Consider the following 24,853-nt stretch of genomic DNA (forward strand, 5'->3'; position numbering starts at 1 on the left):
AGAGATCAGGTTATTCAGCTGGCAGCCCCTGTTGGGCATCAACCTTGCCTACTGGCTTATCGTCAGATTGCGCATTCGGCGCTTTGTAAATGAGGAAGGGCAACGCCCGAGCAAGCCTGCGAAACACACTGCGTTCGTTCATGGCCAGCGCATATTCGACGTAGGCCGGGTCTTCTGAGAGGTGCTTTTCCTCCATCCGTGCACGACCATAGTAGACCGCGTTGATAACGAAGAGAGATAGGGTGGCCGTCACCGCCTGCCACGTGGTGAAGGCGGTCAGGAATGGCGCGGCGGTCAACCAGAAGAAAAGGCTCTTCGCGACATAATCGGGATGTTTGGTAAAGGCATATGGCCCGTTGGTGATGATGCCGCGATGGGTCAGGTTGGACCAGCGCAGACCAAAGATGGCCGTCGCCCAGACCCATAGCCCGAACGCGAAAAGAATAAGCGCCATCCACGGCCACATGAGTAGCGGATACTCTCCGGCAACCGCCGACCAATCGCGATCCGTGCGGTAAGGGTAAATCGTTCCCGACGCTAGGGCTCGGAACGGTTCATAGCAAATGAGCGTGACCACCCACGCCCCCAAGAGCCCGTTGGGGGATCGGATATGAGCATCAAAAAGTCGAACCGTCATGGCGTAACCCACCACGACAATGGTCAATTCGACCACCACCAGCGCCGTCGTGAGGTAAAGAACGGCGGCCACCGGCCCTTGCGCCAGCTGCACGGTGTTCTCGTGAAGACCCGGCATATTGAGCGTCAGATAGGCGAACATGATAGGCAGGAAAAACCCCTTAATGGCCCAGCCCAAGACAAAGTCCTTGAGAATAGAATAGTCGGGGTTTGGATTTCTCCGCAAAAGCCAAAGACCGAATTCATGATAGCCGTCATGCGGATCGCGCATGCGGCGGTCAATGATGACGAAATACGCAATGATGATCGGCAGACAAAGAGGCAGCAGTATCTGCATCGCTGCGAGAGGCAGGATCAGTCTCTCTACCGCGTAGATGCGGAACACAGCGTGAATAGCAATGACTGCCATGATTACTGCGCCAAACCCGACGAGTTTAACCATGACTCGCTTTGGGTTCGCGGCACGGATCTGTTCCCAGTTGAGGCCGGTTGAGGGACTGCGGTGGATCTTGCGAACAACAAGCTCATAGAGCGCCACGGGTACAAGATAGCAAAACACCAGAAAAAGCGCGCCAGACACGGCGTTGTCGGCGGGAACAACAGCGCGATAGGCAATGCCCAAACCTAGACAGACGCATCCGATAAGCGCCGTCCAATTGCTTGCGACAGTGTCGAGCTTTTTCACCTGCTTGCCCTTTGTCAAAGCCTGTTGTGCAAAGCTATGTACGCTTCAGGCCATATTTCCTTGATCCTTTAAGACCATAAGAAAGGGGCGAATATTTGGCTCAGGCTTGGCGAAATGGCGTCTTAGGGGCCGATGGGTGGCGATGTCGTCAGGACCATGTAACGTTGAAAAGCGGACGCACCCGCGCCTGCCTGGGACATCATACCTCGAAGCACTGCAATTGCCGAAGGTGAGGTTGTGGCGACTGCGTGATCAAGCCCTTCTCCGTTGGCGAGTGCAGTAAAATCGATCACCCGAACAGGTAAGTCCGCCACAGCTTCGGGGCTGTTGATCACGCCAAGGCGCGGCTTGCGACCTGTGATGAAACTGGCAAGGCCCAGCGCACGGTCTTGTTGTGATACGAAGATCAGGAAGGGATCCGGCATGTCTCCGATGGCCTCGGCTTGCCTGCGAAAGACATCAGGATCAATATCAGGCGACATCAGAACCACCGCATTGATCCGATTGAGCAATGTGCGATCTCCACGAAGCGCCGCCTGACGCATCACCTCCATGACGAGCTGTGATCCCATGGAATGGGCAATCAGAACAACGCGGTCATTGGGCCCCCGCGTGAGCTGCTTGAGCAAGTCTTCAAGGTCGTCGCGCGCGTAGAGCACACTGTCGCGGTCATAGATGTAACCACGCGGGTCGCCCGCCGAGGCCCATGAAAAGAGCACCGTAGGCACCCCGCGCCCAAAATCAGCATGCATTTGCGCGGTGCGGTACATGCCATCGGACAGGGTCGCGTTGAAGCCATGCACGAAAACTTGCGTTTCAGAACCCGAGCGTTCTGATTTCACGTCCCGTAGGAATTGATTGGGCGTCTCATAAACTTTGGTTTCCGTCACGACGAAATCGGTCGCGGCATCTGGCGGGCCATCTGGCCATTCGATGCGACCCGGTTCATGGGTTGGCGGAACTGAGACAGCCGCACGAAAGTAGTTCATCTCGCCTGTTCGCCGCTCGCCAAAGGTCTGCCCGTTATTGTCCAAAGCCTTTTGCGTGGCCACATAGACCTGTTCGATCTGGGCCTCAGGCACGGGTGCTGCGTATTGTGCGGCTTCGCGGGGTGCGCAAGCCGTTAAACCAACAAAACAGGCAAAAAGGAAAAGGCGCACCTGGGGTCATCCAAATCATGATTGAATTTTTCACTGCGCAAAGTAATGGCCCCTGTCCATCTCCGGAAGGGGCCATCGAACAATCGGTAAAAGAAAGGGTCAGACTGAGGCCAACATGCCCTTCTCCTGTGCCAGGGACCGCATGCGCTTTTGTAGCTTCTCAAACGCGCGCACTTCAATCTGGCGGATGCGTTCGCGGCTGACGTCGTATTGCGCACTCAGGTCCTCAAGCGTGATGGTCTTGTCGCTCAGGCGCCGCTGCGTCAGGATATCTTTTTCACGGTCATTGAGCACCGACATCGCCTCAGCCAAAAGCTCACGACGCGCGTCCAACTCGTCCTTGGCCTCGTAGTCACCCGCTTGATCGGCATCCTCGTCTTCGAGCCAATCCTGCCATTGCATGGTGCCCTCGCCTTCGGAGCCCACTGTGGCATTCAATGACGCATCGCCACCCGACATGCGGCGGTTCATGCTGATCACTTCGTCTTCGGTGACGCCCAAATCATGCGCAATGCGCGCCACATTGTCGGGGTGCATATCCCCTTCTTCCAACGCGCCAATGCGCGCCTTGGCCTTGCGCAGGTTGAAGAAAAGCTTTTTCTGCGCGCTTGTCGTGCCCAGTTTGACCATCGACCAACTGCGCAGGATGTATTCCTGAATGCTGGCGCGGATCCACCACATGGCATAGGTGGCCAGACGGAAACCCTTTTCTGGGTCAAAGCGTTTCACCGCCTGCATCAGGCCTACATTCGCCTCCGAGATGACCTCGGCCTGCGGCAGGCCATAGCCGCGGTAGCCCATGGCAATTTTGGCCGCCAGGCGCAGGTGGCTTGTGACCATCTGATGGGCGGCGTCGGTATCTTCTTTCTCGACCCAGGCCTTGGCCAGCATGTATTCCTGTTCCGGTTCCAACAGCGGGAATTTGCGGATTTCCTGCAAATAGCGGTTCAGACCGGCCTCTGGTGACGGTGCGGGAAGATTTGCGTAGTTACTCATGTCCTCGTCCCTCCAATGTTTAAAGGTTTAACATTGATGTAAGCACAACTGGGCTGTTTTCAAGATCAGATGAACTGAATTGTTTAACAGAATATGAATGCTCAGCCGGATGCCCGCCAGTGGTGTGACAGGGTATTCACGTGAAGGTGCAAAACCGCGCGGAATTGTTTCAAATCATGTGGAACTGCGCAGTTTTCCCAATAGTTCTGCAAAATCAGATGGTAAAGGCGCTTCAAACCGCAGGGCTTCACCCGAAACCGGGTGCTCAAAGCCCAAAACCGCTGCGTGAAGCGCCTGACGGGAAAAGGCCTCTACGGCTGAAAAACCCGCTTCATTGAGCGCTCGGGCGTTCATTTTCCGCCGACCGCCATAGACCGGATCGCCAACCAAACCATGCCCGGCATGGGCCATGTGCACCCGGATCTGGTGTGTGCGCCCGGTTTCGAGCCAGCACTCAACCAGTGACACTTGCGGTGGACTTCCAAAGGTCTCAATGCGTCGCGCGCGCGTCACGGCATGGCGGCCACTTTGAAACACAACAGCCTGCTTCTGCCGGTCGGTTTTATGGCGTGTCAGTTGCGTGGTGAGTTTAAGGATATTGCCAGCCTCAAAGCTGGCCCCTTTGATGCCACGAAGGCGGGGATCGGCGGCATCTGGCATCCCATGCACGAGGGCAAGGTATTTTCGTTCAACGCTATGGGCTTCAAACTGCGCCGCCAACCCGTGATGCGCCTTGTCCGATTTGGCCACAACCAGAAGACCCGAGGTGTCCTTGTCGATGCGGTGCACAATGCCGGGGCGACGTTCACCTCCGATACCAGAAAGGCTGTCGCCACAATGATGCAAAAGTGCGTTCACCAGCGTGCCATCCGGGCTGCCTGGTGCGGGATGCACAACAAGGCCAGCGGGTTTGTTCACCACGATGAGGTCTGCGTCTTCATGCACCACGTCGAGAGGAATATCCTGCGCAACTGTATCAAGCTCTTCGGCCTGAGGTACGGTAATCTCAACAATGTCTCCCTCGGACACCTTACGTTTGGGGTCCATGACCGGCGCGCCCCCTATCTGCACGCACCCTTCTGCAATCAGCCGCGTCAGGCGCGTGCGGGACAAGGCCGCCGCCTCTGGCACATCGCGCGCAAGCGCCTTATCAAGGCGAGGCGGCGGATCCGCCGCAATGCGCACGGAAATCGTCTTAGAAGGGGCTTCGCCCATGAATGACACTCCAGATCCAAACCCCATCGACCCCGGGCTGGTGAAATACCTGCGCCTTCTGGTCACCGTGCTGACCGCCGTGATGGTTGTGGGGTTCATAGTGATCGTGGTGCTCTTTGTCACCAAGTTCTCCGACGCGTTCGGCCCGGAAATGCCAGATAAGATTACCCTGCCCGACGGCACGGTCCCTACGGCCTATACGCGCGGCGATGGCTGGTATGCGGTGGTGACGGAAGACAACCAGATCCTGATCTTTAACGCCGAAACGGGCGAGTTGCGGCAGGAAATTGCGATTGAGGTCGGGAAATAAGGAGTGGTACCACCTCCCCGGCTCGAACGGGGGACCTCCTGATCCACAATCAGGCGCTCTAACCAACTGAGCTAAGGCGGCACGCGGTGTCGATTTAACTTTTGCGCGGTGCGATTGCAAGACTCTTTGAGCGGACCAAGCGACTTGCGCGCCTTGCGTCTTGGCGCTAAGCCCGGGTTGCACTTTGGGAGACCACCATGGGCATCAACGACGAACGCGATATCGAAGCCAACTTGCAAATCGGCCCCACTGATCAAGGCATGGTGCGGTTGTTCATCGAGGCGGGCCAGGCGGAAATTCCGATGGATTTCGACCCTGATGAGGCGCGCGAGATTGCCGAGGAGTTGCTGGCTGCGGCAAAGGTGGCCGAGGGGCGTACAAGATAAGTCACGTGGAATTTTCCAAAATTCCAGACCAGAAAATTCGAATTTTCTGTCGCGTTTTCTTGCAAGAAAACGCCTGCTTTAAAGGTTCGGATCACGAGCGGACTGCAGTCTAAGCGCCGCTTGGCGCGCAAACCTGCGCGTAAGTGCTGTGCGCCGCGCCGCTGCAAGCTTGATCTCGGGCGCCATACGAATGATCTGCGCATCATAGGCATCGGCAATCATCAATCCCGTGCCCTCGGGCAAAAGATCGGTAGGGAAATCCTCATCCACAGCCCAGAAGTACCTGTCGCACCATTCAAGATACCCATCCCATTTGGCATCAGAGGTAAAATCGGCCCGGCTTGATTTGCACTCTACCACCCAAATCTCACCTTTGGGACCCAGCGCCATGACATCCACCCGTTTGCCCCGTTCCGGTGTGAATTCTTCGACGCAGACGAAATCATAGCCCAGCAAATGCCTGCACACGCCCCGCGCCAAAAGCTGGCCGGGTTTCTGGGTGTTCAAGGCTGTGACTACATCCTGCATGACACCAAACATACGAACATACCGGGAACATTGGCAAGACTTTCCCCTATTTTTTGTGCAGTCCCAGCTGATCACGAGAGCCTGACTTGATGTTTCATCTCGTGTTTCCATACTCGAACGGCTGGGTCGGCATCACAGGAGTGGGTCTATGTCTGACAATTCAAAAGACGGCGCACGCGCGCGCCAAGTGCGGTACGCGCAAGAGCTGGAAGGCCATATTGACTGGCTCAACACGTTCTCCGGGACGGCGCTTGGTGTGCTGGCGGTGGCGTCGGGCATCTATACGTATCTCGGGGTTTCCTCCCTTCTCGATGACACCGGAGCGCTGTCGACCTTTGCCGCGTTGGCCTATTCGGTGGCAGTCTCTGTCGGCATCTTTGTCTTCTGGTCCTATCTTCTACGACTTTACCCTGCGGTGACCACAGCGCGCGCCCGCGTGGCGCTTCTGGGGGCTATGGGACTGGGATCGCTCGCGATTGTGGCCATGTCGAGCTGGCTCAATGCTGCGGCGCTTGCAGGGTCTGCGGCGGTGGAACAGCATCTGGCCAAGACGGTGCAGGATTATCAACAAAGTCTGGAGCGCGCGCATGAAATCGCTCTGACCGGCCAGGCGCTTGAACGTGACGTCGCGCGCGTGCGTCAATCCTTTGAGGATCTAAGTGAGCAGGAAGCCACTGGCAATCTCTCTGGCCTTGCGGGGCGTGGGGCGGTCTTTCGCGTGTTACGTCAGAAATCAGCAGAGCTCAGCGCACTTGAAGCCCAGATTGGCCAGCAGTCACCCCTAGTTGAGACAGCTTTCGCCGAGGGCAATGCCATTCTGAGCCGCATGCGCGCACTGACCGTTGAGCCCGGCCCGGTTGAAGCACGCTCTGTCGAGTTTTCCGAGGCTGCTGTACGCCTGCAGGGGCTTATCACGCAGATGCGGCAGCTCACCGTGGCCCCGCTGGTGAAGCGCGCCGCGCAAGATCTGGCCGCCTCGGTTGTATTGCCCGAACTCGACAGCCGCACAGCAGAGGGACGGAGCGATCAAGCGGCAACGATCACATCCGTGTTGGAGGTTTTGGGTCAGCGCGCCATGACGCTGGAGACCGCAGCCCAGGATGTCGCTGCTTTGGAGCCTGCCCCCGAGGTCGTCTACACCCCGATTTCCTCAGCCGATGCCGTAATCCTCTATGCCCGCAATTTCGTCCCCTCCTGGGCGGGCGCGATTGCCATTGACCTTCTGCCTGCCGTGCTGGTGCTGATCCTCGCCATCACCCAAAGCGTGATCCGGCATCTGCGCGATGGCAGTGCGGTGGAAGACACGTTGACCGTAGCCGAGCTGCGCGCCGCCATTGCCATCTCGCGCGAGATTGAAGAAGCCCCGCGTGACACACGCCGCCCCCCGGCTGAGAACCCCAAAGACGGCAAGATCAGTCCGATCACCGGGACCAAACCAACGGGCACCAAACCATGAGCAAGGACCCAAAACCCAAAGGCCCGCTGGTTGCGCGTGTTCTCACTGCTGTTTTGGTTTTTCAGCTGGCCATCGGCGCCTTTCTGGTTCTGGGCGATGTGCAACAGGCGCGCCTTGCCCTGCCCGGCTTTGGCCCGGATGCCCCGAGCCTCTCTGAACCGGTGCGCCCCGGTGATCAGCGCCGCATCTTCAACCCGGGCCGCGATCGCCCCGCCACGCGCCCGGCTCGGGACCCCGGTCAATTGCCTGACCGCCTGGTGCTCACCAAGGTTGAGAATGCAACCTACCGGCTCGAAGGGGATGTTAGCGAGGGCGACGCGGACCGCGTCATCAAGCTTTTGCAGGATGCCCGACCCGCCCCGGAATGGCTTATCCTGCAATCCCCTGGCGGCGTGGTCAGCGACGCGCTAGAACTGGGCCGCTACATCCGCCAATCCGGTATCAACACGCGCATGCTGTCTGGCGAGTACTGTTACTCGGCCTGCCCCTATATCCTCATGGGCGGGGTTGAACGCGACGTGCATGGCAACGCGCAAGTGGGCGTGCATCAACACTACTTTGGTGAAAGCACCCTCCTGCCTGCCTCTTTCGCGGTAGAGGATATTCAGGCCGGTCAAGGCGAGGTGATGCTCTATCTCGATGAGATGGGGATTGACCCGCTGATCATGGTTCCTGCGCTGACCACACCGCCAGATGAAATTTACGTACTGCTGCCCGAGGAGTTGCGGAAATTTGGAGTCGTGGATAGTGTAGATGCGCAATGATTTAAGAGGCTCTGCCAAGCGAACTTAATGGCCACGCTCTGGCCTTTATGCGTCACCTGTCGCAAGCTTGTGACCGGATGAGAGATGTCTGTGTCACCGCTGAGCCTGTTAAAGAACAGAGCAGCACGGTTCCACGCTCTGGGAGAAGTGTGTTATGACGTCCAAGACCATAAAACCTACACCACCGAAAAATCTGACGCCGGAGCAGCGAGCCATGCTCAATGTAAACAAGGTAACGGCAGGTGATATCAGCGCTTCGCTGAGGGCCGGGTTGACCGACTTTCTGGCCCGCCCCCTCATGAGCGGTTTCTTCGGTCTGTTCTATGCGGTTTTCGGCATTCTCTTTGTTTGGTGCCTGGTCTGGCTTGGCAAGATCTGGATGATCATCCCTGCTATGGTCGGTTTTCCGTTGATCGCGCCTTTCGCTGCTGCCGGTCTTTATGAGATGTCCCGACGTTTGCAGAAAGGTGAAAGTTTCGGCTGGTCTGAAATCCTGACCGTTATGGCCAATCAACGTAAGCGCGAAATGGGCTGGATGGCCTTTGTCACCCTGTTCATTTTCTGGGTGTGGATGTATCAGGTTCGGCTTTGGTTGGCGATCATTCTGCAGGATGCCTCCTTCTCGGATTTTGACGGGTTCTTGAACACCGTGTTCTTCACACCGGAAGGCTGGACCTTCCTTGCCATTGGCACCTGCGCAGGTGCAGTTTTGTCGGCCGTTCTGTTTTCGGTGACCGTCGTCGCCATGCCCATGTTGCTCGACCGCGACATCGACTTTGTGTCCGCCATGCTCACGTCCATTCGCGTCGTCACGGAAAACCCAGGTATCATGCTCATCTGGGCAGCAATCATTTCGGTCACTATGCTGGTGTCCATGCTGCCGGCGTTTCTAGGCCTCATCTTGACACTGCCGATCCTTGGCCACACCACATGGCACCTCTACCAGCGGGCCGTGACATCCGCGGACGCATGATCGCTTTGGAGCGTGTCTCGGGGCGCGTTAAGACAAGTCGTGCCCGTGAACAAAGCGTTCGAGTCCAAGCTTAAGCACTGTATTAAAGCGTTTCGCGATCATCTGCGTCTCAGGTTAATCGCGAAACGCTTCAGGTCGAAGAGCTTACGCTTTTACCACGCCAGCCCCTTGCCCCACCATCCCACACGGCTTACCTACAAAGCGTGACGGGTTCTGCCCTTCTCGTGACAGGTTGCATTCCGGTGGCCTTAAGCAATTCCGAGGGAGCTGGCTCTGTCCGGGCCGTGGTCCGGTTACCTGGCGCCCACCTGTATATACAGGTCCTCGGGAATGAGAGAACCAAACGGTTGTGCGTGGTCCCGTCACACCACATCCCTCTCAGGATGCAAACAATCTCGTATCAAAACCTTGGAATTATTTCTTCTGCCAGAACGGCGCGCGGCCTTCATTGGCACGTACTGGGATCGTCTTGAGCTCACGCCGCATATTGACGTGCTGACCCAGACCACCACGCGGCTCATCGTCATCATCATCCTTCTGGCGCATCACGGCGATACCGAACTGCACGCCAGCAAAGATGATGCCGTTTGAGAACCACAGAAGGAACACGGCCAAGAGCCCCTTGTCCGAATGCGTCACAAGATGCCACAGATTCGCGACATTGAACCAAAGCAACATGGCCACGAACACTGCCGCGAGGCAGAAGCCGATGATAACATTGACGATGTATAGTCGAATAAGTTCAGGCATGACGCGCCTTTCGGATCACTCGGCAAAAGATAGCACAAAGAGACGTCACCACAAGGGTGACGCTGTGTGAATGGCCGAATATGCGGCGCATTTAACTCAGCTTTCCGTCCGGGAAATGGTACATATCCCTCTGGCCATCCTCCCAAGCCTGCGGTATCTGGCAGGCCTGCAATGCGCAGGGGGATGACATGTCGGAAATCCAAGCCTACGAAACGCCAGGGCCGATTGAGGCCGAACTGCGTGCGGCCATCTCTTCAACCGAAGAGATCATTGCCGAGGCGCGGGCAGGACGGATGTTTATTCTTGTGGATCATGAGGATCGCGAGAATGAAGGCGATCTGGTGATCCCGGCAGAGTTTGCCACGCCAGAGGTCATCAATTTCATGGCCACACATGGACGCGGGCTTATTTGTTTGCCGATGACGTCTGAGCGGATCGACCGGCTAGGTCTGCCGATGATGGCGGTGAACAACTCCTCGCGCCACGAGACGGCGTTTACCGTAAGCATTGAGGCGCGCGAAGGCGTCAGCACCGGCATTTCCGCCGCGGACCGCGCCCTGACGGTCGCCACCGCCATCAATGAACAAAACACCCAGGCGCATATTGCAACGCCGGGGCATATTTTTCCGTTGCGGGCAAAGAATGGCGGCGTGCTGGTCCGAGCCGGGCACACAGAAGCGGCAGTTGATATCGCACGGCTCGCCCAGCTCAACCCTTCGGGGGTCATCTGCGAGATCATGAAGGAAGACGGCACCATGGCGCGCCTCCCAGATCTGGTGGAATTTGCCAAGGCGCACAGCATGAAGATCGGCACCATCTCTGATCTGATCGCTTACCGGCATAAGCATGACAACCTGGTACGGGAAGTACGGCATGAAACTGTGCATTCTTCTCATGGAGGAGACTGGGATATGCGCATCTTTGCCGATCAGATCACAGGTACTGAACATGTTGTCCTATCCAAAGGCGACATCACAGATGGCAGCCCTGTTTTGGCCCGCACCCATGCTCTGAATGCGCTTGAGGATGTGTTGGGCATTGGCCTTGCAGCCGATACTGGCCGTCCCACTGGCAAATTGCCGCGTGCGATGGAAATCATCGCCGCCGAAGGACGTGGTGCGGTGTTCCTGTTCCGCCAACCGCGCCCCCGTCTGGCCTCCGAGATGGAAGAAGACGACGGACCGCGCACCATCAAACAAACCGGGCTTGGGGCGCAGATCATGTCGACCATGGGCATCCAGGATCTGATCCTCGTGACCGACAGCCCGCAAACACGGTATCTTGGTCTTGATGCCTATGGGATTACCATTGTGGGCACGCGTCCATTGAGTGAAGGATAAGCGGCATGGCCGAAAAAGAATATACGCTGCCGCGTGCGACTTTTGACAAACCGGTGAAGCTGTTGATTGTCGTCGCGCCATTCTATCGCGATATCGCCGATATGCTGATCAGTGGTGCCCTCGCCGAGATCGAAGCCTCCGGTGGCACGCACGAGTTGATTGAGGTGCCCGGCGCTTTGGAAGTCCCGACCGCCATCGGCATCGCCGAACGGATGAGCAATTTCGATGGCTATGTTGCCTTGGGATGCGTCATCCGCGGCGCCACGACGCACTATGAGACCGTGTGCAATGACAGCAGCCGGGGCATCACCCTGTTGGGTCTGCAAGGTTTGTGTGTGGGCAATGGCATTCTGACGGTGGAAAACCGCGATCAGGCCCTGGAACGCGCCGACCCCGCTCAGATGAACAAAGGTGCGGGGGCCGCGGCAGCCGCGATGCACCTGATCGCGCTGGAACGCAAATGGGGAGGCGCGCGCAAAGGCGTGGGCTTTGTTCCATCTGCCGAAGAATACAAACTGGCCGGTGGCCTTAAGGACAATCCCACGGCATGACCGAGCTTTCCGGCAACCAGAAACGCAAGATGCGCTCCGCCGCGCGGCTTTATGCGGTGCAGGCACTGTTTCAAATGGAACATTCAGGGCAAAGCGTGGATGCGGTGCGCCAGGAATTTCTCAACTTCCGGTTTGGCGCCGAAGTGGAGGACGGGATCGAGATGGCCGAGGGCGACATCGACCTGTTTGAGCTTTTGCTGGAACAGGCCGTCAACTGGCAAGCCAAGATCGACCAGATGACGGATCGTGCTCTGGTCGCCAAATGGCCAATTGATCGCATTGATCCGACCGTTCGTGCTCTCTTCCGCGCTGCGGGCGCCGAGATGCTAGAGGGCGAGGCCCCTCCCAAGGTGGTGATCTCGGAGTTTGTCGACATCGCCAAAAGCTTTTTCCCCGAAGGCAAGGAGGCCAGCTTTGTGAATGCTGTGCTGGATCACATAGCACGAGAGGCCAAACCCGAGGCGTTTTGATAAAGGTGTGCGATTGCGGCTTTGAGCCCTGAGGTTTGATGCTGAGCCTCGCATGAACGTCTGTCACAACGCGTTGTGCGGAAATCAGGAATGCAACGAAATCGAACCTTAGTGAATGCGAAAACGCGCTGCGGGCCATTTACTGAGAACGCATGCGTCGGCTTGATCATGAACCGACAGAAGACGCCTGATCCTGGCTGCCAGATGCCGTATCTGAAAAACGATTTGGAAGCCTGTTACGATGCGCATAAGGCGCGCCATTTCTGAATTTTGGAAACCGGTCTTTAGTAAGCCATTAGAGATGACAATGCAGTTGCATTCACGACTTTTCAACTAATGCTCGTTGCTTATGTTTGCACGTCGCAAGTTTGGTATCCGTGCTCTAGAGTGAAAGATTAGGTCAACGCCCAGCGCGGGAGAGATTGGATGTCAGCGTTTTTAGCATCGCCCGAACAGATTTTGTTGTTCGGATTGGCCAGCGTGTTTGTCTACGCGCTCCTCTCCAATGCGATTGCCAAAACCATTGTAACGCTGCCGATGATTTTTACGGCTATTGGATATATCTGCTCAGAACCGCTCGACGCCTTGATCTCCCCCGAAATCCTGAATGACGGAACCCGGCTTTTGGCGGAGATTACCTTGGTGCTGGTCCTGTTTTCAGATGCGAGCCGTGTGCGCTTTCAGGCTTTCAAAAAGACGTATTCGCTTGCGTTGCGTATGTTATCGATTGGATTGCCTCTGACTGTGTTGTTCGGCACCGTTGTGGTGTACGCCCTACATCCCTTCGGTGGACTGGGTGTCGCCTTGTTGACGGCTGCAGTGTTAACACCAACGGATGCCGCGTTGGGTCAAACTGTTGTCACGGGCAAAACCGTACCAGAGGAATTGCGAAACACGATCAATGTAGAGAGCGGGCTGAACGACGGGTTGGCTCTACCATTCATTCTTATGGGCGCAATTCTGGCATCATCAGGGATAGGTGGGTCGCATGTCGACGATCTGGGCAAAGTAATCCTTTTGCAGATAACGCTCGGCCCTTTGATAGGTCTGCTCTTGGGCTGGGGGTTTGCCAAAATCATGAGTGCCGCGCAGGAGCGCCAACTCATGGCTGAAGCAGCTGGTGGAGTAGCATTTCTAACAGTTGCGTTTGCCGCATATTTTTTGTCCGAAGCGGCTGGCGGAAACGGTTTCATCGCAGCCTTCACAGCAGGCATGGTTTTCGGAAATACATACAAATCCCAAATACACTTTATAAGTGAATTCATGGAAGGCATGGGACAGCTATTGACCATTCTGTCCTTCTTTGTTTTTGGCGCTGTTCTTTTGCCAGACGGTCTCGCGCATGTGAATTGGATTCCCGTCACTATTGCCATCTTCTGTCTTACCGTCGTGCGTATGGTGCCCATTTGGGTTTCGCTCCTGGGCACGGGCTTGGAAATTAGGGACAAATTGTTTTTGGGATGGTTCGGACCGCGTGGATTGGCCTCTATCCTGTTTACCCTCATTATAATTGATGAATATGATTTTGTTGGGGAAACGTCCTTGCTCGCGTGTGTGTCGATGACCGTCTTTTTGTCGATCATCGCACATGGCGTAACGGCCGCTCCCATGTCAAAGCGGATTGGGGCAGCGCGTTAAAGGTCGGGTTTTGCAGAGTGACTGCAATCAGAATGCCCAGGCGCCCGTGACCTATCGACAACATCTTCGAAACAATCCGTTTCCCTCAAGGTAAGGGGTTTTCAGGCGAAACGAGTTGTGACATGTGTTCATGCGTGAACACACTTTGAGTCGTTTCGTAATGCTATTGTCACCTGACGCCAAACCGAGCCTGGAGGAAGAAGACCAGCTCTTCCGCCTGCTGCGTCAGCTTGATGTCGCGCCTGAGGCATCACAGCGCGCAACGGCGTCAGCGCTCGGCATCTCACTGGGCCGGCTCAATGCACTACTGCGGCGGGCTGTCGAGGCTGGTCTTGTTAAGATCAGTGAGCGTGACGGCCCGGACAAACGCCAACGCTTCGCTTATGCGATCACAACCCGTGGAGCAGCCGAAAAGAACCGCCTCACGGATCAGTTTCTCACCCGTAAACTCACCGAGTATGACGCTCTCCATGCCGAACTGACTGGCACGTCGAGCGGCCTAGTACCCCTCAAACACAGGACAACGATTGTGCAAAGTAACCTCGCCCCCATCCCCGAACTTTATGTCTCTTACGAAAGCGCGCAGAAGCTCAAGGTTGAAGCCGCCGACCTGACCAGCTGGGACATGACCCCACGCCAGATATGTGATCTGGAGCTTTTGATGAACGGCGGCTTCAACCCGCTCAAAGGCTTCCTGTCTGAGGCTGACTATGACAGCGTCATCGAGAACATGCGCCTTGCCGATGGCAGCCTCTGGCCCATGCCAGTCACCCTCGATGTCAGCGAAGACTTCGCCGACAAGATTGAGTTAGGTCAGGATATCGCCCTGCGCGATCAGGAAGGTGTGATCCTTGGCACAATGACGGTCACCGATCGCTGGACACCAAACAAAGCCCGCGAAGCCGAAAAAGTGTTCGGTGCTGATGATGACGCGCATCCCGCCGTCAACTATCTGCACAATACCGCAGGCGCAGTTTACCTTGGCGGCCCGGTCACTGGTATCCAACAGCCTGTGCACTATGATTTCCGCGCCCGCCGTGACACACCCAATGAGTTGCGCGCCTATTTCCGCAAGCTGGGGTGGCGCAAGGTTGTGGCCTTCCAAACCCGCAACCCGCTACACCGTGCGCATCAGGAACTGACTTTCCGCGCCGCGAAAGAAGCGCAGGCCAACCTGCTCATTCACCCTGTGGTCGGAATGACCAAACCGGGCGATGTGGATCATTTCACCCGCGTGCGGTGCTATGAGGCGGTCCTTGACAAGTATCCCGCCTCCACCACCACCATGAGCCTGCTCAACCTTGCCATGCGCATGGCCGGCCCGCGCGAGGCCGTCTGGCACGGGCTCATTCGCAAAAACCACGGCTGCACGCATTTCATCGTCGGTCGAGACCATGCCGGACCCGGCAAAAACTCAGCCGGTGAGGATTTCTATGGCCCCTACGATGCGCAAGACCTGTTCCGCGAACATCAGGCGGAGATCGGCATCGAAATGGTGGATTTCAAACACATGGTCTATGTGCAGGAACGCGCTCAATATGAGCCGATGGATGAAATTGCCGACAAGGACAACGTCACAATCCTGAACATTTCTGGCACTGAATTGCGCCGACGTCTGGCCGAAGGGCTTGAGATCCCGGAATGGTTTTCCTTCCCCGAAGTGGTCACAGAACTGCGCAAAACGCGGCCGCCACGCAGTCAGCAGGGGTTTACCGTGTTTTTCACTGGCTTCTCCGGGTCTGGCAAATCGACCATCGCGAACGCGCTTATGGTCAAGCTGATGGAGATGGGCGGGCGTCCGGTGACATTGCTGGACGGGGATATCGTGCGGAAAAACCTTAGCTCTGAGCTGGGCTTCTCCAAGGAACACCGCGACCTGAACATTCGCCGTATCGGTTACGTGGCCTCTGAGATCACCAAAAACGGCGGCATTGCCATCTGTGCGCCGATTGCACCCTATGCCACGACACGCCGGGCGGTACGCGAAGACATCGAAGCCTTTGGCGCGTTTGTTGAAGTGCATGTCGCGACCAGTATCGAAGAATGCGAACGGCGTGACCGCAAAGGCCTTTACAAGCTTGCCCGCGAGGGGAAAATCGAGGAATTCACAGGGATATCTGACCCCTACGATGTGCCTGAGACCCCTGAACTGAGCGTCGAGACCGAGAATGTCGAAGTTGATAACTGCGCCCATCAGGTCATTCTAAAGCTCGAACAAATGGGCCTGATTGCGGGCTGATATGCGCTACGCGGTATCGCTCACATCGATCCCGCCACGTTTTGACCGGCTTGGTCCGGTGCTGACATCTCTTCTGGCGCAGACCCCTGCGCCAGAAACTGTCTTTTTGACCCTACCGCGCCAATACTGGCGATTTACCGGCCTGGTTCAGGCTCCGCTCCCTCCAAAAGGTGTGGAGCCTCTTTGGTCTGAGGTAGATCACGGCCCCGCAACCAAGGCCCTTGTCGCAGCGCAAGCTCTCGCAGATCAGGACCTGAGACTGATCTATTGCGACGATGATTGGCTTTATGGTCCAGACTGGGCTGCTGCATTGCTGGAGGGTGATCCGGATGCGGCTGCGACTGGCCAAGCCTGGGATATCAAACGCATCGGGCGCCAAGGCACTGGCCGCGACATCGCTCAGGGATTCAGTGGGGTGTCCATACGGCCCGAATGGCTGAGCGGCGCTGACGTTTCACCACCCAAAGTGGCCTGGAGCGTCGATGACATCTGGCTTTCGGGCCACCTGGCGCGCCAAGGCATTGCTCTTATGGTGTCCTCTGAGGCGCGCGCGGCTATTCGCCCCGCCTATGACGATGCACACGCTTTGCAAGACCATGCGGCGGGCGGCAAGTCCCGGGACGCCGCCAACCGCGCGACCGCCGCAGTCATGCATCAACGCTATGGCATCTGGCCGGAAGTGGACGCGTGTAGCACCGCCTGAGCGGCGCGCTCATACACATCCGCATAAGACGCCGCCGCCTTTTGCGCTTTCAAGAGGCCCGGCAGCCTTGCCGCATACCCGTCTTCCGACATCGCCAAAACAGCCGCGCGCACATCTTTCTCTGTTTCGCAAATCACAATGCCCGAAACGTCCATAAAGTCCGCCAGATTGGGACATCCCCAGTAGATCGGCACAGACTGGCACAGCACCGCATCAATCAGTTTTTCGGTGAAATAATTCCGTTCACGCACATTCTCGATCACGATGGAATAGCGGAATGGCGACAGCCCGTCAGACTTTTTATCGAAAGGTTGATAGCCCAGCCCCATCACATCAACGTCCAGGCCTTCTTCCCGCACCCAATCCACCGTGTTGTGACGCAAGGCATGGCCGCTCAAATCCCGTTTGCCCGAGGCTATGAGCGAGCACATCTTGGTCTTTTCATGTGGTCGATCCTGCCAATCCTCGGCCCAGACCCCCCCAAAGGGAAGAAAATGCCGTTGGGAATGGCGTTGAGCAATCCTTCATTACAGCTCAGAACCTTGTGAAACCGGCGATAGGACCGCCGCAACCGCCGCATGTGTTTGGCATGAATGGCCTCAGGTTCCAGAACCATGACCGACAGTTGCGCACATGTTGCGCGCCAAGGCTGTGCCATCAGCCCAGTCGACACAAAGGCAATCAGGTGGTCCGCCGGTGCAAGATCACGCAGGGTTTGACCAGGTCGCTTTAACCGGTCCGGTCGCCCAAGCGGCCAGAACAGCTCGTCCAAAGCGACCTGGCGTGGGATAAATCCTGGTTTGATGTGATAGGGCAGGATTGCAATGGCGGGCGTGTCTGGAGCCATGGGGCACTCGTCTCTTGTCGAGGCGGTGATACGGGCTTGGGGCCCAAAGCGCAATCTGTCACAAGGCACGCGTGCAGATCGTTTTGACCCTGCCCCGGCAATGCACTATTTCCAGTGGCAAGTTGACACCGAAACGCAGCGTGGCGTGAGAATGCCTCATCCGCCCCTGCGTTATGACCGGAGCCATTAGATGAATAACCCGCGAGACGCCTTTATCACCGCTATGCGCCAGGTGGCCTCGACCGTGACCGTGGTCACAACAGATGGTCCTGCGGGCAAGGCCGGGGCAACGGTCAGCGCCTTCACGTCGCTCTCAGCCGATCCGCCCTCTGTTCTGGTCTGCCTCAAGGCCGATAGCAACATTGCACAGACCGTGGCGGCCAATGGCACGTTTTGCGTCAACATCCTCGCCGAGGACGCAGTGGAAGTGGCCAAGCGCTTTGCAGGCATGTTCGATGCCGATCAACCCAACCGGTTCGAAGGGCTGGATGTGGCCGACACCGAGTTCGGCCCCCTCCTGCCCCGCGCTACGGCGTTTTCCTGCAGCCTGACCCACCGCCACGTACATGGCAGCCATGCCATTTGTATCGGCGATGTCACCGGTATCTCCAACGCAGGAGAACGGCCGCTGACCTATATGAGCGGGTCTTTTCACATCGTGCGGCCTTCTGAGGCAAGCTGAAGCGTTTCGCCTTTAAATCGTGTTGCGACCACCTGTTGACTCAGCACTTACACAGCAGACAGCCCTGTTACTCCAGCTTTTGCCGAATGCGTCGCACCATCCACCAGACAAAGAGCAGCATCGGCAGCGCCACGATTGCGGTCAGCATGTCTTTGCTGAGCCCCGTCGGCTCTGCCAGCGGATAGAGCACATAACCGGCCAGTGACACCGCGTAATAGCTGATCGCAACAACGCTCAGCCCCTCGACCGTGCGCTGCAGCCGCAGTTGTAGATCGGCGCGGCGGTTCATGCTTTCCAGCACATCCTGGTTCTGGGCGCTGCGTTCCACGTCCACCCGTGTGCGCAAAAGCTCACCGGCGCGCATGGCGCGGTCAGCCATGGCGTCAAGGCGTTTCTTGGTCGAACGCACGGTGCGCATCGCCGGATCGTAGCGGCGCATCATGAACTCGCCAAAGGTCTGACGGCCTTCGAAGCGCTCTTCGCGCAGCACTTCGATACGTTGTTTGACGATCTGCTCATAGGCAGCGGATGCGCCGAACCGATAGGAAGACCGCGCCACCATGCCTTCCAGCTCTGCCGAGATCGCCAAAAGGTTGTCAAGCGTATCCTCAGCCCGCACGGACCCGCCCGGCATGTTGCCGATAAGCTGGGTCAACCCTTGATCGAGCGCCCCAAGATTTGGGTTCAACTCGCGCACGCGGGCGAGGCCCAACATGGACATTGTCTTATATGTTTCGATTTCGCATAGGCGTTGCACGATGCGCCCGATCCGGCGTGGACCTGTCTGCGATGCGGCGTTTACGAGGAACCGCAGGTGTCCGGCGGTGTCGATGCGAAAATCGCCTGCGACTTTGGCCGTGTCATCCAGCACCCGTGCGACCGCCACGCTTTCTGAAACAAAATGCTCGGATACCGCTTCGCGAAACACCGCGTCATCGCGCTCTGTGTCGATGCGGATAAGCGCCGATGTAACGCGATTGCCGGGCGCATTTTCGAGCCAATCCGTTGGAAACACGTCGAAATCTGACGGATCAAATGGTCGGTCGCTCACGCCTTCCCGGAAGGCCGTGTAGGTGACGAACTCGGTGTGGCTTTCCCATTTCAGGTGATACCGACCGAGGTCACCGGAATAATGCGAGGCATCGGGTTGCGGGTGTGGTGCGCCGTAGCGGTCAAGCAAAGCGATCAGGTGTTCAAGATCAGCCCCCCGGTCTCTGGCCGCGGCGCTGTCGAGGTGTTTGAGCGCCAAAAATGCAGCAGTTGCAGGGGCTTGGACGGTTGGGAAGGGGCGGGCGTGGAGCTCGTTTGCGAGCAGGTATCGCAGGGGGTGATCTTGGATCGGGGGCATGGCAAATACACTTCTGAGTCGCGCGCAACCTAGCGCCCTACCCCACCTATGGAAACAGATTTATTTGTCGCATCAAGCAGTTAGAGGAATGCCATTGTATACCTGCCTGTATTTCAGGCACAGGGCCTCTGTCGGTACACCGCTCGTTTCCGCACCCTCTCATCGTCGCAAATCAAGCCAGATCGCAATGTCGGTATCACGTCGGTATTGCGTCGGTGCCGTGTGGCAAATGCACCTCGCACAAATAGGCGCCGCGCGCATGCCCTTGCATCCGCGCCGTCAAAAACCTAGGTCACGCTCACGTATCGCATAACGCGAACGACGGAGAGTTTATGTCTACGATTGCGGTCAGCCGCTAGGCCCAACCGACCGGGCCCATTCCATTTCAAAGACACCCGCGCGAGATGCCGGGTGCCTTTTGGGCTGACCTAAATCCACGAGACAAAACAATGAATATCTCAAAACACGAACAGCGCGTGCTGCATGTGCTCGCGCAGGGTGGTGCAATCCATTTCGAACGCATGGGCAATGGCAAGGTCCGGCATGTCACCTGCTTTACGCGGGACGGCCATGCCTTGGCCAATTGCCCCCTTCCTCTCTTTGACAGATTGCGAAAGCGCAAATTCATTCATTCCCGCAACAGCCTGCCCTATCGCATCACGCAACTGGGGCTGCGATCCGTCAATGCACAACTGGACAACAGATAAGGACATCTCTCATGACAGATATTATTGTGAAACCAACAACGGCGGCCGACATTCCTGCGTTGCGACTGGTGCTGGATGGCACCGAACTTTTCCCAAGCGATGTGCTGGTGGAGATGATGACGCCTTACCTGGAGGGGCAGAGTGAAGCCTTCTGGCTAAGTTGCCACGTGCAGAATGTGGCCGTGGGTCTGGCCTATACCGCCCCGGAAGCGCTCACCAACGGGACCTGGAACATGTTAGCTCTAGCCGTGCTTCCCGAAGTGCACGGGCAAGGATGCGGTGCGGCTCTTGTTTCCGGCGTTGAAGAACGGCTGCGACTGATGGGTCAGCGCATGATCATCGTGGAAACATCCGGCACCGAGGCGTTTTCAACGGCACGACATTTCTATGTGGCGGCCGGGTACGAAGAAGAGGCACGCATCCGAGATTTCTGGGACAAAGGCGATGATAAGGTTGTGTTTCGAAAGGCGCTCTAGGCGGGACGCTTGGGGCTCGTTCGCCCGCAGGGGTCTTGCCAGCGGTGGACCGTCTCATCTGGACTGTGGTTCGGTCGAGTTACTTCGGCTTTGCGGGACTTTGCTGCCGTTCCGGAATCTCCGCGATGAGCCGCGCGATCGCCAGACCGCGGGGTGGCGACCTGCCATTGGTTCAGATCACTTTATGGCAGCCAAGCCTGCAAATTCGTTGATCTCAGCGCCCACGTGGACCAATCGCCAGCCCGGGGGACGGTCTGGCGATCGCGCGGCGGCGCTGCGCGCCTTGATTCCGCGCGAGGGGAGTCATTGTGGGCTCACAGCAGACCTCCAGCACAAGCCGTGGCAGCGTCGGACCGGGGGACGGCGCATCCGACGTATGACCGATGCGCTTTATCCCCGGCCCGTCCGTCAGCCGGATTTTCAGAGCGCCTATGCCAGACAAAGCGCCGGCCCATAGGGCCGGTCCGGCGCTGGCACGGCGGGACTACGCCCCTCGATTCCGTGCCATGGGTGCGATATCAGATGTCCCGAACAGGCTGACAGCCGGCACCTGACAGGTTCAGCCGCATACGTTAACCTGTTTTGAAGCACTTAAAGCGCTTCGCCTTTATCCTGAGACATCAGCGAAAGGCGAAACGCGTGCAACGATTGAGTGCCTTGCTGCGTTTCGCGCTCATCTGTGAGCCAGATTTATCGCGAAACGCTTTTGGTGCACGTCGCGGGACGGAATAGTCTCTGAGCACACTCACGCGGTACCAAGGCACGAAGCGCCGCCGCGCCATCATGATCAATGAAAAAAGCCCGCCAAATTAGCGGGCCTCTTCCTGTTTTCAAAGCGTTTTGCCTAACCCACTTTCGGCAAGAGCGTGCTCACACTGTCCTTGGCGTCGCCATAGAACATGCGGGTGTTCTCTTTGTAGAAAAGCGGGTTTTCGATGCCGGAATATCCTGTGCCCTGCCCCCGTTTAGAGACAAACACCTGCTTGGCTTTCCACACTTCCAGCACCGGCATGCCGGCGATGGGTGAGTTGGGATCATCCTGAGCCGCGGGGTTCACGATGTCATTGGAGCCGATCACGATGACCACATCCGTTTCGGGGAAGTCATCATTGATCTCGTCCATTTCCAGCACGATGTCATAGGGCACCTTGGCTTCGGCCAGAAGCACGTTCATGTGGCCTGGCAGACGTCCGGCGACCGGGTGGATGGCAAAGCGGACTTCCTTGCCCGCCGCGCGCATCTTGTTGGTCAGTTCACTGACCGCCTGCTGTGCCTGTGCCACCGCCATACCATAGCCCGGCACGATGATGACGCTGGAGGCCTCGTTGAGGGCGGCTGCAACACCATCAGCATCAATCGCCACCTGTTCACCTTCCACAGCCATCTGCTCACCAGCTGCGCCGCCGAAGCCGCCGAGGATCACGCTGACAAAGGACCGGTTCATCGCCTTGCACATGATGTAACTCAGGATCGCACCGGACGAGCCCACAAGCGCACCCACAACGATGAGAAGGTCGTTGCCAAGGCTGAAGCCAATGGCTGCCGCCGCCCAGCCCGAGTAGCTGTTGAGCATGGAGACCACGACGGGCATATCCGCGCCGCCGATGCCCATGATCAGGTGATAGCCGATGAAGAGCGCCAGAAGCGTCAGAAGGACCAATGTCCAGCTGCCCGAGCCACCCAGGTACATGATGGCCAGCAGGAGCGAGCCACCTGCGGCGGCTGCGTTCAGCATATGTCCACCGGGCAGCTGTTTGGCCGCTGTGTCCACTTTGCCGGCAAGCTTGCCATAGGCAATGACAGAGCCGGTAAAGGTCACAGCCCCGATCCAGATGCCAAGCACAAGCTCGACCCGCAGGATGGTGATCTCGACAGAGGTTTTCTTGGCGATGAGCTGACCGAAGGAGGACAGTTCGTTGTAGATCGCCGTGGGCAGGCCAATGGCCTGATACCCGCCGTCCTTGGCCGCGCCGAGCACAAGATCGTTCTCGGCAAAGAGGCTGCTCATGGTGTTGATCATGATGTCGGCGTTAAAGCCCACAAAGACCGCTGCGAGGCCCACAAGCGAGTGCATGATGGCCACAAGCTCGGGCATCTGCGTCATTTGCACCCGCGTGGCGAGTTGATAGCCCACGACGGCGCCAAGCGCGATCAGGATAAGCGAAACAAGCCAAAGCCCCTGACCGGGTCCGATGAGCGTTGCCAGAACAGCAATCCCCATGCCGACAATGCCATACCAAACCGCGCGTTTTGCGCTTTCCTGACCGGAAAGCCCGCCCAGCGAGAAGATGAACAAAACCGCAGCAACAACGTAAGCGGCAGTGGTAAATCCGAATTCCATAACCCTGTCCCCTTACGATTTCTGGAACATGGCGAGCATGCGCCGTGTGACCAGGAAGCCGCCAAATATGTTGATTGCGGCCATGAAGACCGCGAGCATTGCCATCAGTGTGATCAAGAACGAGCTTGATCCGATTTGAATCAGCGCGCCCAGGATGATGATCGACGAGATTGCGTTGGTCACAGCCATGAGCGGCGTGTGCAGTGAGTGCGACACGTTCCAGATCACCTGGAAGCCAACAAAGACCGACAGTACGAAAACGATGAAATGCTGCATGAAGCTGGCCGGGGCGACGAGACCCACGAGCAGGATCAGCGCACCGCCGACACCCAGAAGCGAGACCTGCTGCACCGTTTGCTTTTTGAACGCCGCCAGTTCTTCGGCACGCTTTTCCTCGGGTGTCAGCTCGCGCGGCGCTTCTTTCTTGGGTTGCGCTGCGATGGCCTGAATTTTGGGTGGTGGTGGTGGGAAGGTGATTTCGCCCGCATGGGTCACAGTAGCCCCACGGATCACGTCATCCTCCATGTCATGCACGACCTTGCCATCTTTTTCCGGCGTGAGGTCGGTCATCATGTGGCGGATGTTGGTGGAGTAGAGCGTCGAGGATTGCGAGGCCATGCGCGACGGGAAGTCGGTGTAACCCACAATGGTCACGCCATTGTCGGTGACGATTTTCTCGTCCTTTTGGGTCAGCTCACAGTTACCGCCGCGTTCAGCCGCGAGGTCCACGATCACCGAGCCGGGCTTCATCATCTCGACCATGTCCTTGGTCCAGAGGATGGGCGCATCCCGGTTGGGAATGAGGGCCGTGGTGATGACAATGTCGATATCTGGCGCCATCTCGCGGAACTTCTCAAGCTGCTTGGCCTGGAACTCCGGGCTGGAGGGGGCGGCATAGCCCCCTGTCTCTGCGCCGTCTTGTTGAGTGTCCTCAAAGTCGAGGAACACGAATTCCGCGCCCATGGATTCGATTTGTTCGGCCACTTCGGGGCGCACATCGAAGGCGTAGGTGATGGCCCCCAGAGACGTCGAGGTGCCGATCGCGGCAAGGCCGGCAACACCGGCGCCGACAACGAGCACCTTAGCCGGGGGCACCTTGCCCGCGGCAGTGACTTGACCGGTGAAGAAACGGCCAAAGTTGTTACCGGCCTCAATGACAGCGCGGTAACCGGCGATATTGGCCATCGAACTCAGCGCGTCCATCTTTTGCGCGCGGGAGATGCGGGGCACCATTTCCATGGCGACAACCGTCGCGCCCTTGTCGGCGGCGGCCTTCATCTGCTTCTCATTTCCACCGGGATTGAAGAAGGAAATCAGCGTCTTACCCTTTGTAAGGCGTTTGACCTCGGTGTCGGTGGGCACGCGCACCTTGGCGACTATGTCGCTGGCCTTCCACAGGGCCGAGGCGGATTTGATCACCTCAACACCCGCTTCCTTGTAATCAGCGTCGGAAAACCCCGCCGCCAGGCCTGCACCGGCCTCAATCGCACACTCGTGTCCGAGCTTTTGCAGTTGCAGGGCGGAGTCCGGCGTCATCGCGACCCGGTTTTCGCCCTCGGCAACCTCTTTAGGTGTTCCGATCTTCAATGTCTTAGTCTCCCCGTGTCTTGGCTACGGATACGTCACCGCATGGTTGGCGTGTGTCTCAACGG

Annotated in this window: 25 protein-coding genes and 1 tRNA gene; 14 read left to right on the plus strand and 12 right to left on the minus strand. The window is 57.6% G+C overall.

Annotation, left to right across the window (positions count from 1 at the left end):
• Positions 1 to 10: 10 nt before the first annotated feature.
• The 4 genes from RZS32_RS03210 to RZS32_RS03225 all read right to left on the minus strand — a co-directional run bounded on the left by RZS32_RS03210 (position 11) and on the right by RZS32_RS03225 (position 4,692).
• Positions 11 to 1,321: a methyltransferase family protein gene (locus RZS32_RS03210; protein ID WP_317055591.1), complete on the minus strand. Its 1,311-nt coding sequence runs from the start codon at positions 1,319 to 1,321 to the stop codon at positions 11 to 13.
• A gap of 122 nt (positions 1,322 to 1,443) precedes the next feature.
• Positions 1,444 to 2,481 carry an alpha/beta hydrolase gene (locus RZS32_RS03215; protein ID WP_339106804.1) on the minus strand — a complete coding sequence of 346 codons (1,038 nt, stop codon included), beginning with the start codon at positions 2,479 to 2,481 and terminating at the stop codon, positions 1,444 to 1,446.
• A 99-nt stretch (positions 2,482 to 2,580) separates the two neighbouring features.
• On the minus strand, positions 2,581 to 3,477 hold the full coding sequence (rpoH, locus tag RZS32_RS03220) for an RNA polymerase sigma factor RpoH (protein WP_317055593.1): 897 nt from the start codon (positions 3,475 to 3,477) through the stop codon (positions 2,581 to 2,583).
• 174 nt (positions 3,478 to 3,651) lie between these two features.
• On the minus strand, positions 3,652 to 4,692 hold the full coding sequence (locus RZS32_RS03225) for an RluA family pseudouridine synthase (RefSeq protein ID WP_317055594.1): 1,041 nt from the start codon (positions 4,690 to 4,692) through the stop codon (positions 3,652 to 3,654).
• On the opposite strand from RZS32_RS03225, the gene RZS32_RS03230 reads away from it, so the two are divergent.
• The gene (locus tag RZS32_RS03230; RefSeq protein WP_317055595.1) at positions 4,691 to 5,002 is read left to right on the plus strand and encodes a DUF6476 family protein; all 312 of its coding nucleotides are present in this window, start codon (positions 4,691 to 4,693) and stop codon (positions 5,000 to 5,002) included. The genes RZS32_RS03225 and RZS32_RS03230 overlap by 2 nt on opposite strands.
• Before the next feature lie 4 nt (positions 5,003 to 5,006).
• Here the strand turns inward: RZS32_RS03230 and RZS32_RS03235 are convergent.
• Positions 5,007 to 5,083, minus strand: a tRNA-His gene (locus RZS32_RS03235).
• 116 nt (positions 5,084 to 5,199) lie between these two features.
• Here RZS32_RS03235 and RZS32_RS03240 point away from each other — a divergent pair.
• Positions 5,200 to 5,388, plus strand: coding sequence for a DUF6324 family protein (locus RZS32_RS03240; RefSeq protein ID WP_317055596.1), 189 nt, complete (start codon positions 5,200 to 5,202; stop codon positions 5,386 to 5,388).
• 78 nt (positions 5,389 to 5,466) lie between these two features.
• On the opposite strand, the gene RZS32_RS03245 is transcribed toward RZS32_RS03240, so the two are convergent.
• Positions 5,467 to 5,916 carry an MmcB family DNA repair protein gene (locus RZS32_RS03245; protein ID WP_317055597.1) on the minus strand — a complete coding sequence of 150 codons (450 nt, stop codon included), beginning with the start codon at positions 5,914 to 5,916 and terminating at the stop codon, positions 5,467 to 5,469.
• 148 nt (positions 5,917 to 6,064) lie between these two features.
• Here RZS32_RS03245 and RZS32_RS03250 point away from each other — a divergent pair, with 148 nt between their 5' ends.
• The 3 genes from RZS32_RS03250 to RZS32_RS03260 all read left to right on the plus strand — a co-directional run bounded on the left by RZS32_RS03250 (position 6,065) and on the right by RZS32_RS03260 (position 9,109).
• The gene (locus RZS32_RS03250; protein ID WP_317055598.1) at positions 6,065 to 7,372 is read left to right on the plus strand and encodes a hypothetical protein; all 1,308 of its coding nucleotides are present in this window, start codon (positions 6,065 to 6,067) and stop codon (positions 7,370 to 7,372) included.
• Positions 7,369 to 8,136, plus strand: coding sequence for a hypothetical protein (locus tag RZS32_RS03255; protein ID WP_317055599.1), 768 nt, complete (start codon positions 7,369 to 7,371; stop codon positions 8,134 to 8,136). Before RZS32_RS03250 ends, RZS32_RS03255 begins: the two co-directional genes overlap by 4 nt.
• A 154-nt stretch (positions 8,137 to 8,290) precedes the next feature.
• Entirely contained in the window at positions 8,291 to 9,109 is an 819-nt protein-coding gene (locus tag RZS32_RS03260) for a DUF2189 domain-containing protein (protein WP_317055600.1), read from the plus strand.
• Positions 9,110 to 9,523: 414 nt separating this feature from the next.
• Here the strand turns inward: RZS32_RS03260 and RZS32_RS03265 are convergent, their stop codons facing one another.
• Complete coding sequence (locus RZS32_RS03265; RefSeq protein ID WP_317055601.1) at positions 9,524 to 9,859, minus strand: hypothetical protein; 336 nt, start codon at positions 9,857 to 9,859, stop codon at positions 9,524 to 9,526.
• A gap of 188 nt (positions 9,860 to 10,047) precedes the next feature.
• On the opposite strand from RZS32_RS03265, the gene ribB reads away from it, so the two are divergent.
• The 6 genes from ribB to RZS32_RS03295 all read left to right on the plus strand — a co-directional run bounded on the left by ribB (position 10,048) and on the right by RZS32_RS03295 (position 16,800).
• The gene (ribB, locus tag RZS32_RS03270) at positions 10,048 to 11,199 is read left to right on the plus strand and encodes a 3,4-dihydroxy-2-butanone-4-phosphate synthase (protein WP_317055602.1); all 1,152 of its coding nucleotides are present in this window, start codon (positions 10,048 to 10,050) and stop codon (positions 11,197 to 11,199) included.
• Between the two features lie 5 nt (positions 11,200 to 11,204).
• A complete protein-coding gene (locus RZS32_RS03275) occupies positions 11,205 to 11,750 on the plus strand; it encodes a 6,7-dimethyl-8-ribityllumazine synthase (protein WP_317055603.1) in 546 nt (181 codons plus the stop codon).
• The gene (nusB, locus tag RZS32_RS03280; protein ID WP_317055604.1) at positions 11,747 to 12,220 is read left to right on the plus strand and encodes a transcription antitermination factor NusB; all 474 of its coding nucleotides are present in this window, start codon (positions 11,747 to 11,749) and stop codon (positions 12,218 to 12,220) included. Before RZS32_RS03275 ends, nusB begins: the two co-directional genes overlap by 4 nt.
• Before the next feature lie 426 nt (positions 12,221 to 12,646).
• Positions 12,647 to 13,858: a cation:proton antiporter gene (locus tag RZS32_RS03285; protein ID WP_317055605.1), complete on the plus strand. Its 1,212-nt coding sequence runs from the start codon at positions 12,647 to 12,649 to the stop codon at positions 13,856 to 13,858.
• A 160-nt stretch (positions 13,859 to 14,018) separates the two neighbouring features.
• Positions 14,019 to 16,097, plus strand: coding sequence for a bifunctional sulfate adenylyltransferase/adenylylsulfate kinase (locus tag RZS32_RS03290; protein WP_317055606.1), 2,079 nt, complete (start codon positions 14,019 to 14,021; stop codon positions 16,095 to 16,097).
• Position 16,098: 1 nt separating this feature from the next.
• Positions 16,099 to 16,800 carry a hypothetical protein gene (locus tag RZS32_RS03295; protein ID WP_317055607.1) on the plus strand — a complete coding sequence of 234 codons (702 nt, stop codon included), beginning with the start codon at positions 16,099 to 16,101 and terminating at the stop codon, positions 16,798 to 16,800.
• Here the strand turns inward: RZS32_RS03295 and RZS32_RS03300 are convergent.
• A complete protein-coding gene (locus tag RZS32_RS03300; RefSeq protein WP_317055608.1) occupies positions 16,758 to 17,231 on the minus strand; it encodes a glycosyltransferase family 10 domain-containing protein in 474 nt (157 codons plus the stop codon). The two genes, RZS32_RS03295 and RZS32_RS03300, sit on opposite strands and share 43 nt — an antisense overlap.
• On the minus strand, positions 17,216 to 17,647 hold the full coding sequence (locus RZS32_RS03305) for a hypothetical protein (RefSeq protein WP_317055609.1): 432 nt from the start codon (positions 17,645 to 17,647) through the stop codon (positions 17,216 to 17,218). The genes RZS32_RS03300 and RZS32_RS03305 overlap by 16 nt, the downstream gene beginning before the upstream one ends.
• A gap of 190 nt (positions 17,648 to 17,837) precedes the next feature.
• On the opposite strand from RZS32_RS03305, the gene RZS32_RS03310 reads away from it, so the two are divergent.
• Positions 17,838 to 18,329 carry a flavin reductase family protein gene (locus RZS32_RS03310; protein WP_317055610.1) on the plus strand — a complete coding sequence of 164 codons (492 nt, stop codon included), beginning with the start codon at positions 17,838 to 17,840 and terminating at the stop codon, positions 18,327 to 18,329.
• Between the two features lie 67 nt (positions 18,330 to 18,396).
• Here the strand turns inward: RZS32_RS03310 and RZS32_RS03315 are convergent, their stop codons facing one another.
• On the minus strand, positions 18,397 to 19,677 hold the full coding sequence (locus tag RZS32_RS03315; protein ID WP_317055611.1) for a DUF3422 family protein: 1,281 nt from the start codon (positions 19,675 to 19,677) through the stop codon (positions 18,397 to 18,399).
• A 449-nt stretch (positions 19,678 to 20,126) separates the two neighbouring features.
• Here RZS32_RS03315 and RZS32_RS03320 point away from each other — a divergent pair, with 449 nt between their 5' ends.
• Together RZS32_RS03320 and RZS32_RS03325 are read left to right on the plus strand one after the other, a co-directional pair.
• Complete coding sequence (locus RZS32_RS03320; RefSeq protein ID WP_317055612.1) at positions 20,127 to 20,384, plus strand: YjhX family toxin; 258 nt, start codon at positions 20,127 to 20,129, stop codon at positions 20,382 to 20,384.
• A gap of 11 nt (positions 20,385 to 20,395) precedes the next feature.
• The gene (locus tag RZS32_RS03325; protein WP_317055613.1) at positions 20,396 to 20,860 is read left to right on the plus strand and encodes a GNAT family N-acetyltransferase; all 465 of its coding nucleotides are present in this window, start codon (positions 20,396 to 20,398) and stop codon (positions 20,858 to 20,860) included.
• Between the two features lie 844 nt (positions 20,861 to 21,704).
• On the opposite strand, the gene RZS32_RS03330 is transcribed toward RZS32_RS03325, so the two are convergent.
• The gene (locus tag RZS32_RS03330) at positions 21,705 to 23,201 is read right to left on the minus strand and encodes an NAD(P)(+) transhydrogenase (Re/Si-specific) subunit beta (protein WP_317055614.1); all 1,497 of its coding nucleotides are present in this window, start codon (positions 23,199 to 23,201) and stop codon (positions 21,705 to 21,707) included.
• Positions 23,202 to 23,213: 12 nt separating this feature from the next.
• The gene (locus RZS32_RS03335; protein ID WP_317055615.1) at positions 23,214 to 24,788 is read right to left on the minus strand and encodes a Re/Si-specific NAD(P)(+) transhydrogenase subunit alpha; all 1,575 of its coding nucleotides are present in this window, start codon (positions 24,786 to 24,788) and stop codon (positions 23,214 to 23,216) included.
• Between the last annotated feature and the right edge of the window lie 65 nt (positions 24,789 to 24,853).

The organism is Roseovarius sp. W115 (assembly GCF_032842945.2).
GTDB classification, from domain to species: Bacteria; Pseudomonadota; Alphaproteobacteria; order Rhodobacterales; family Rhodobacteraceae; genus Roseovarius; species Roseovarius rhodophyticola.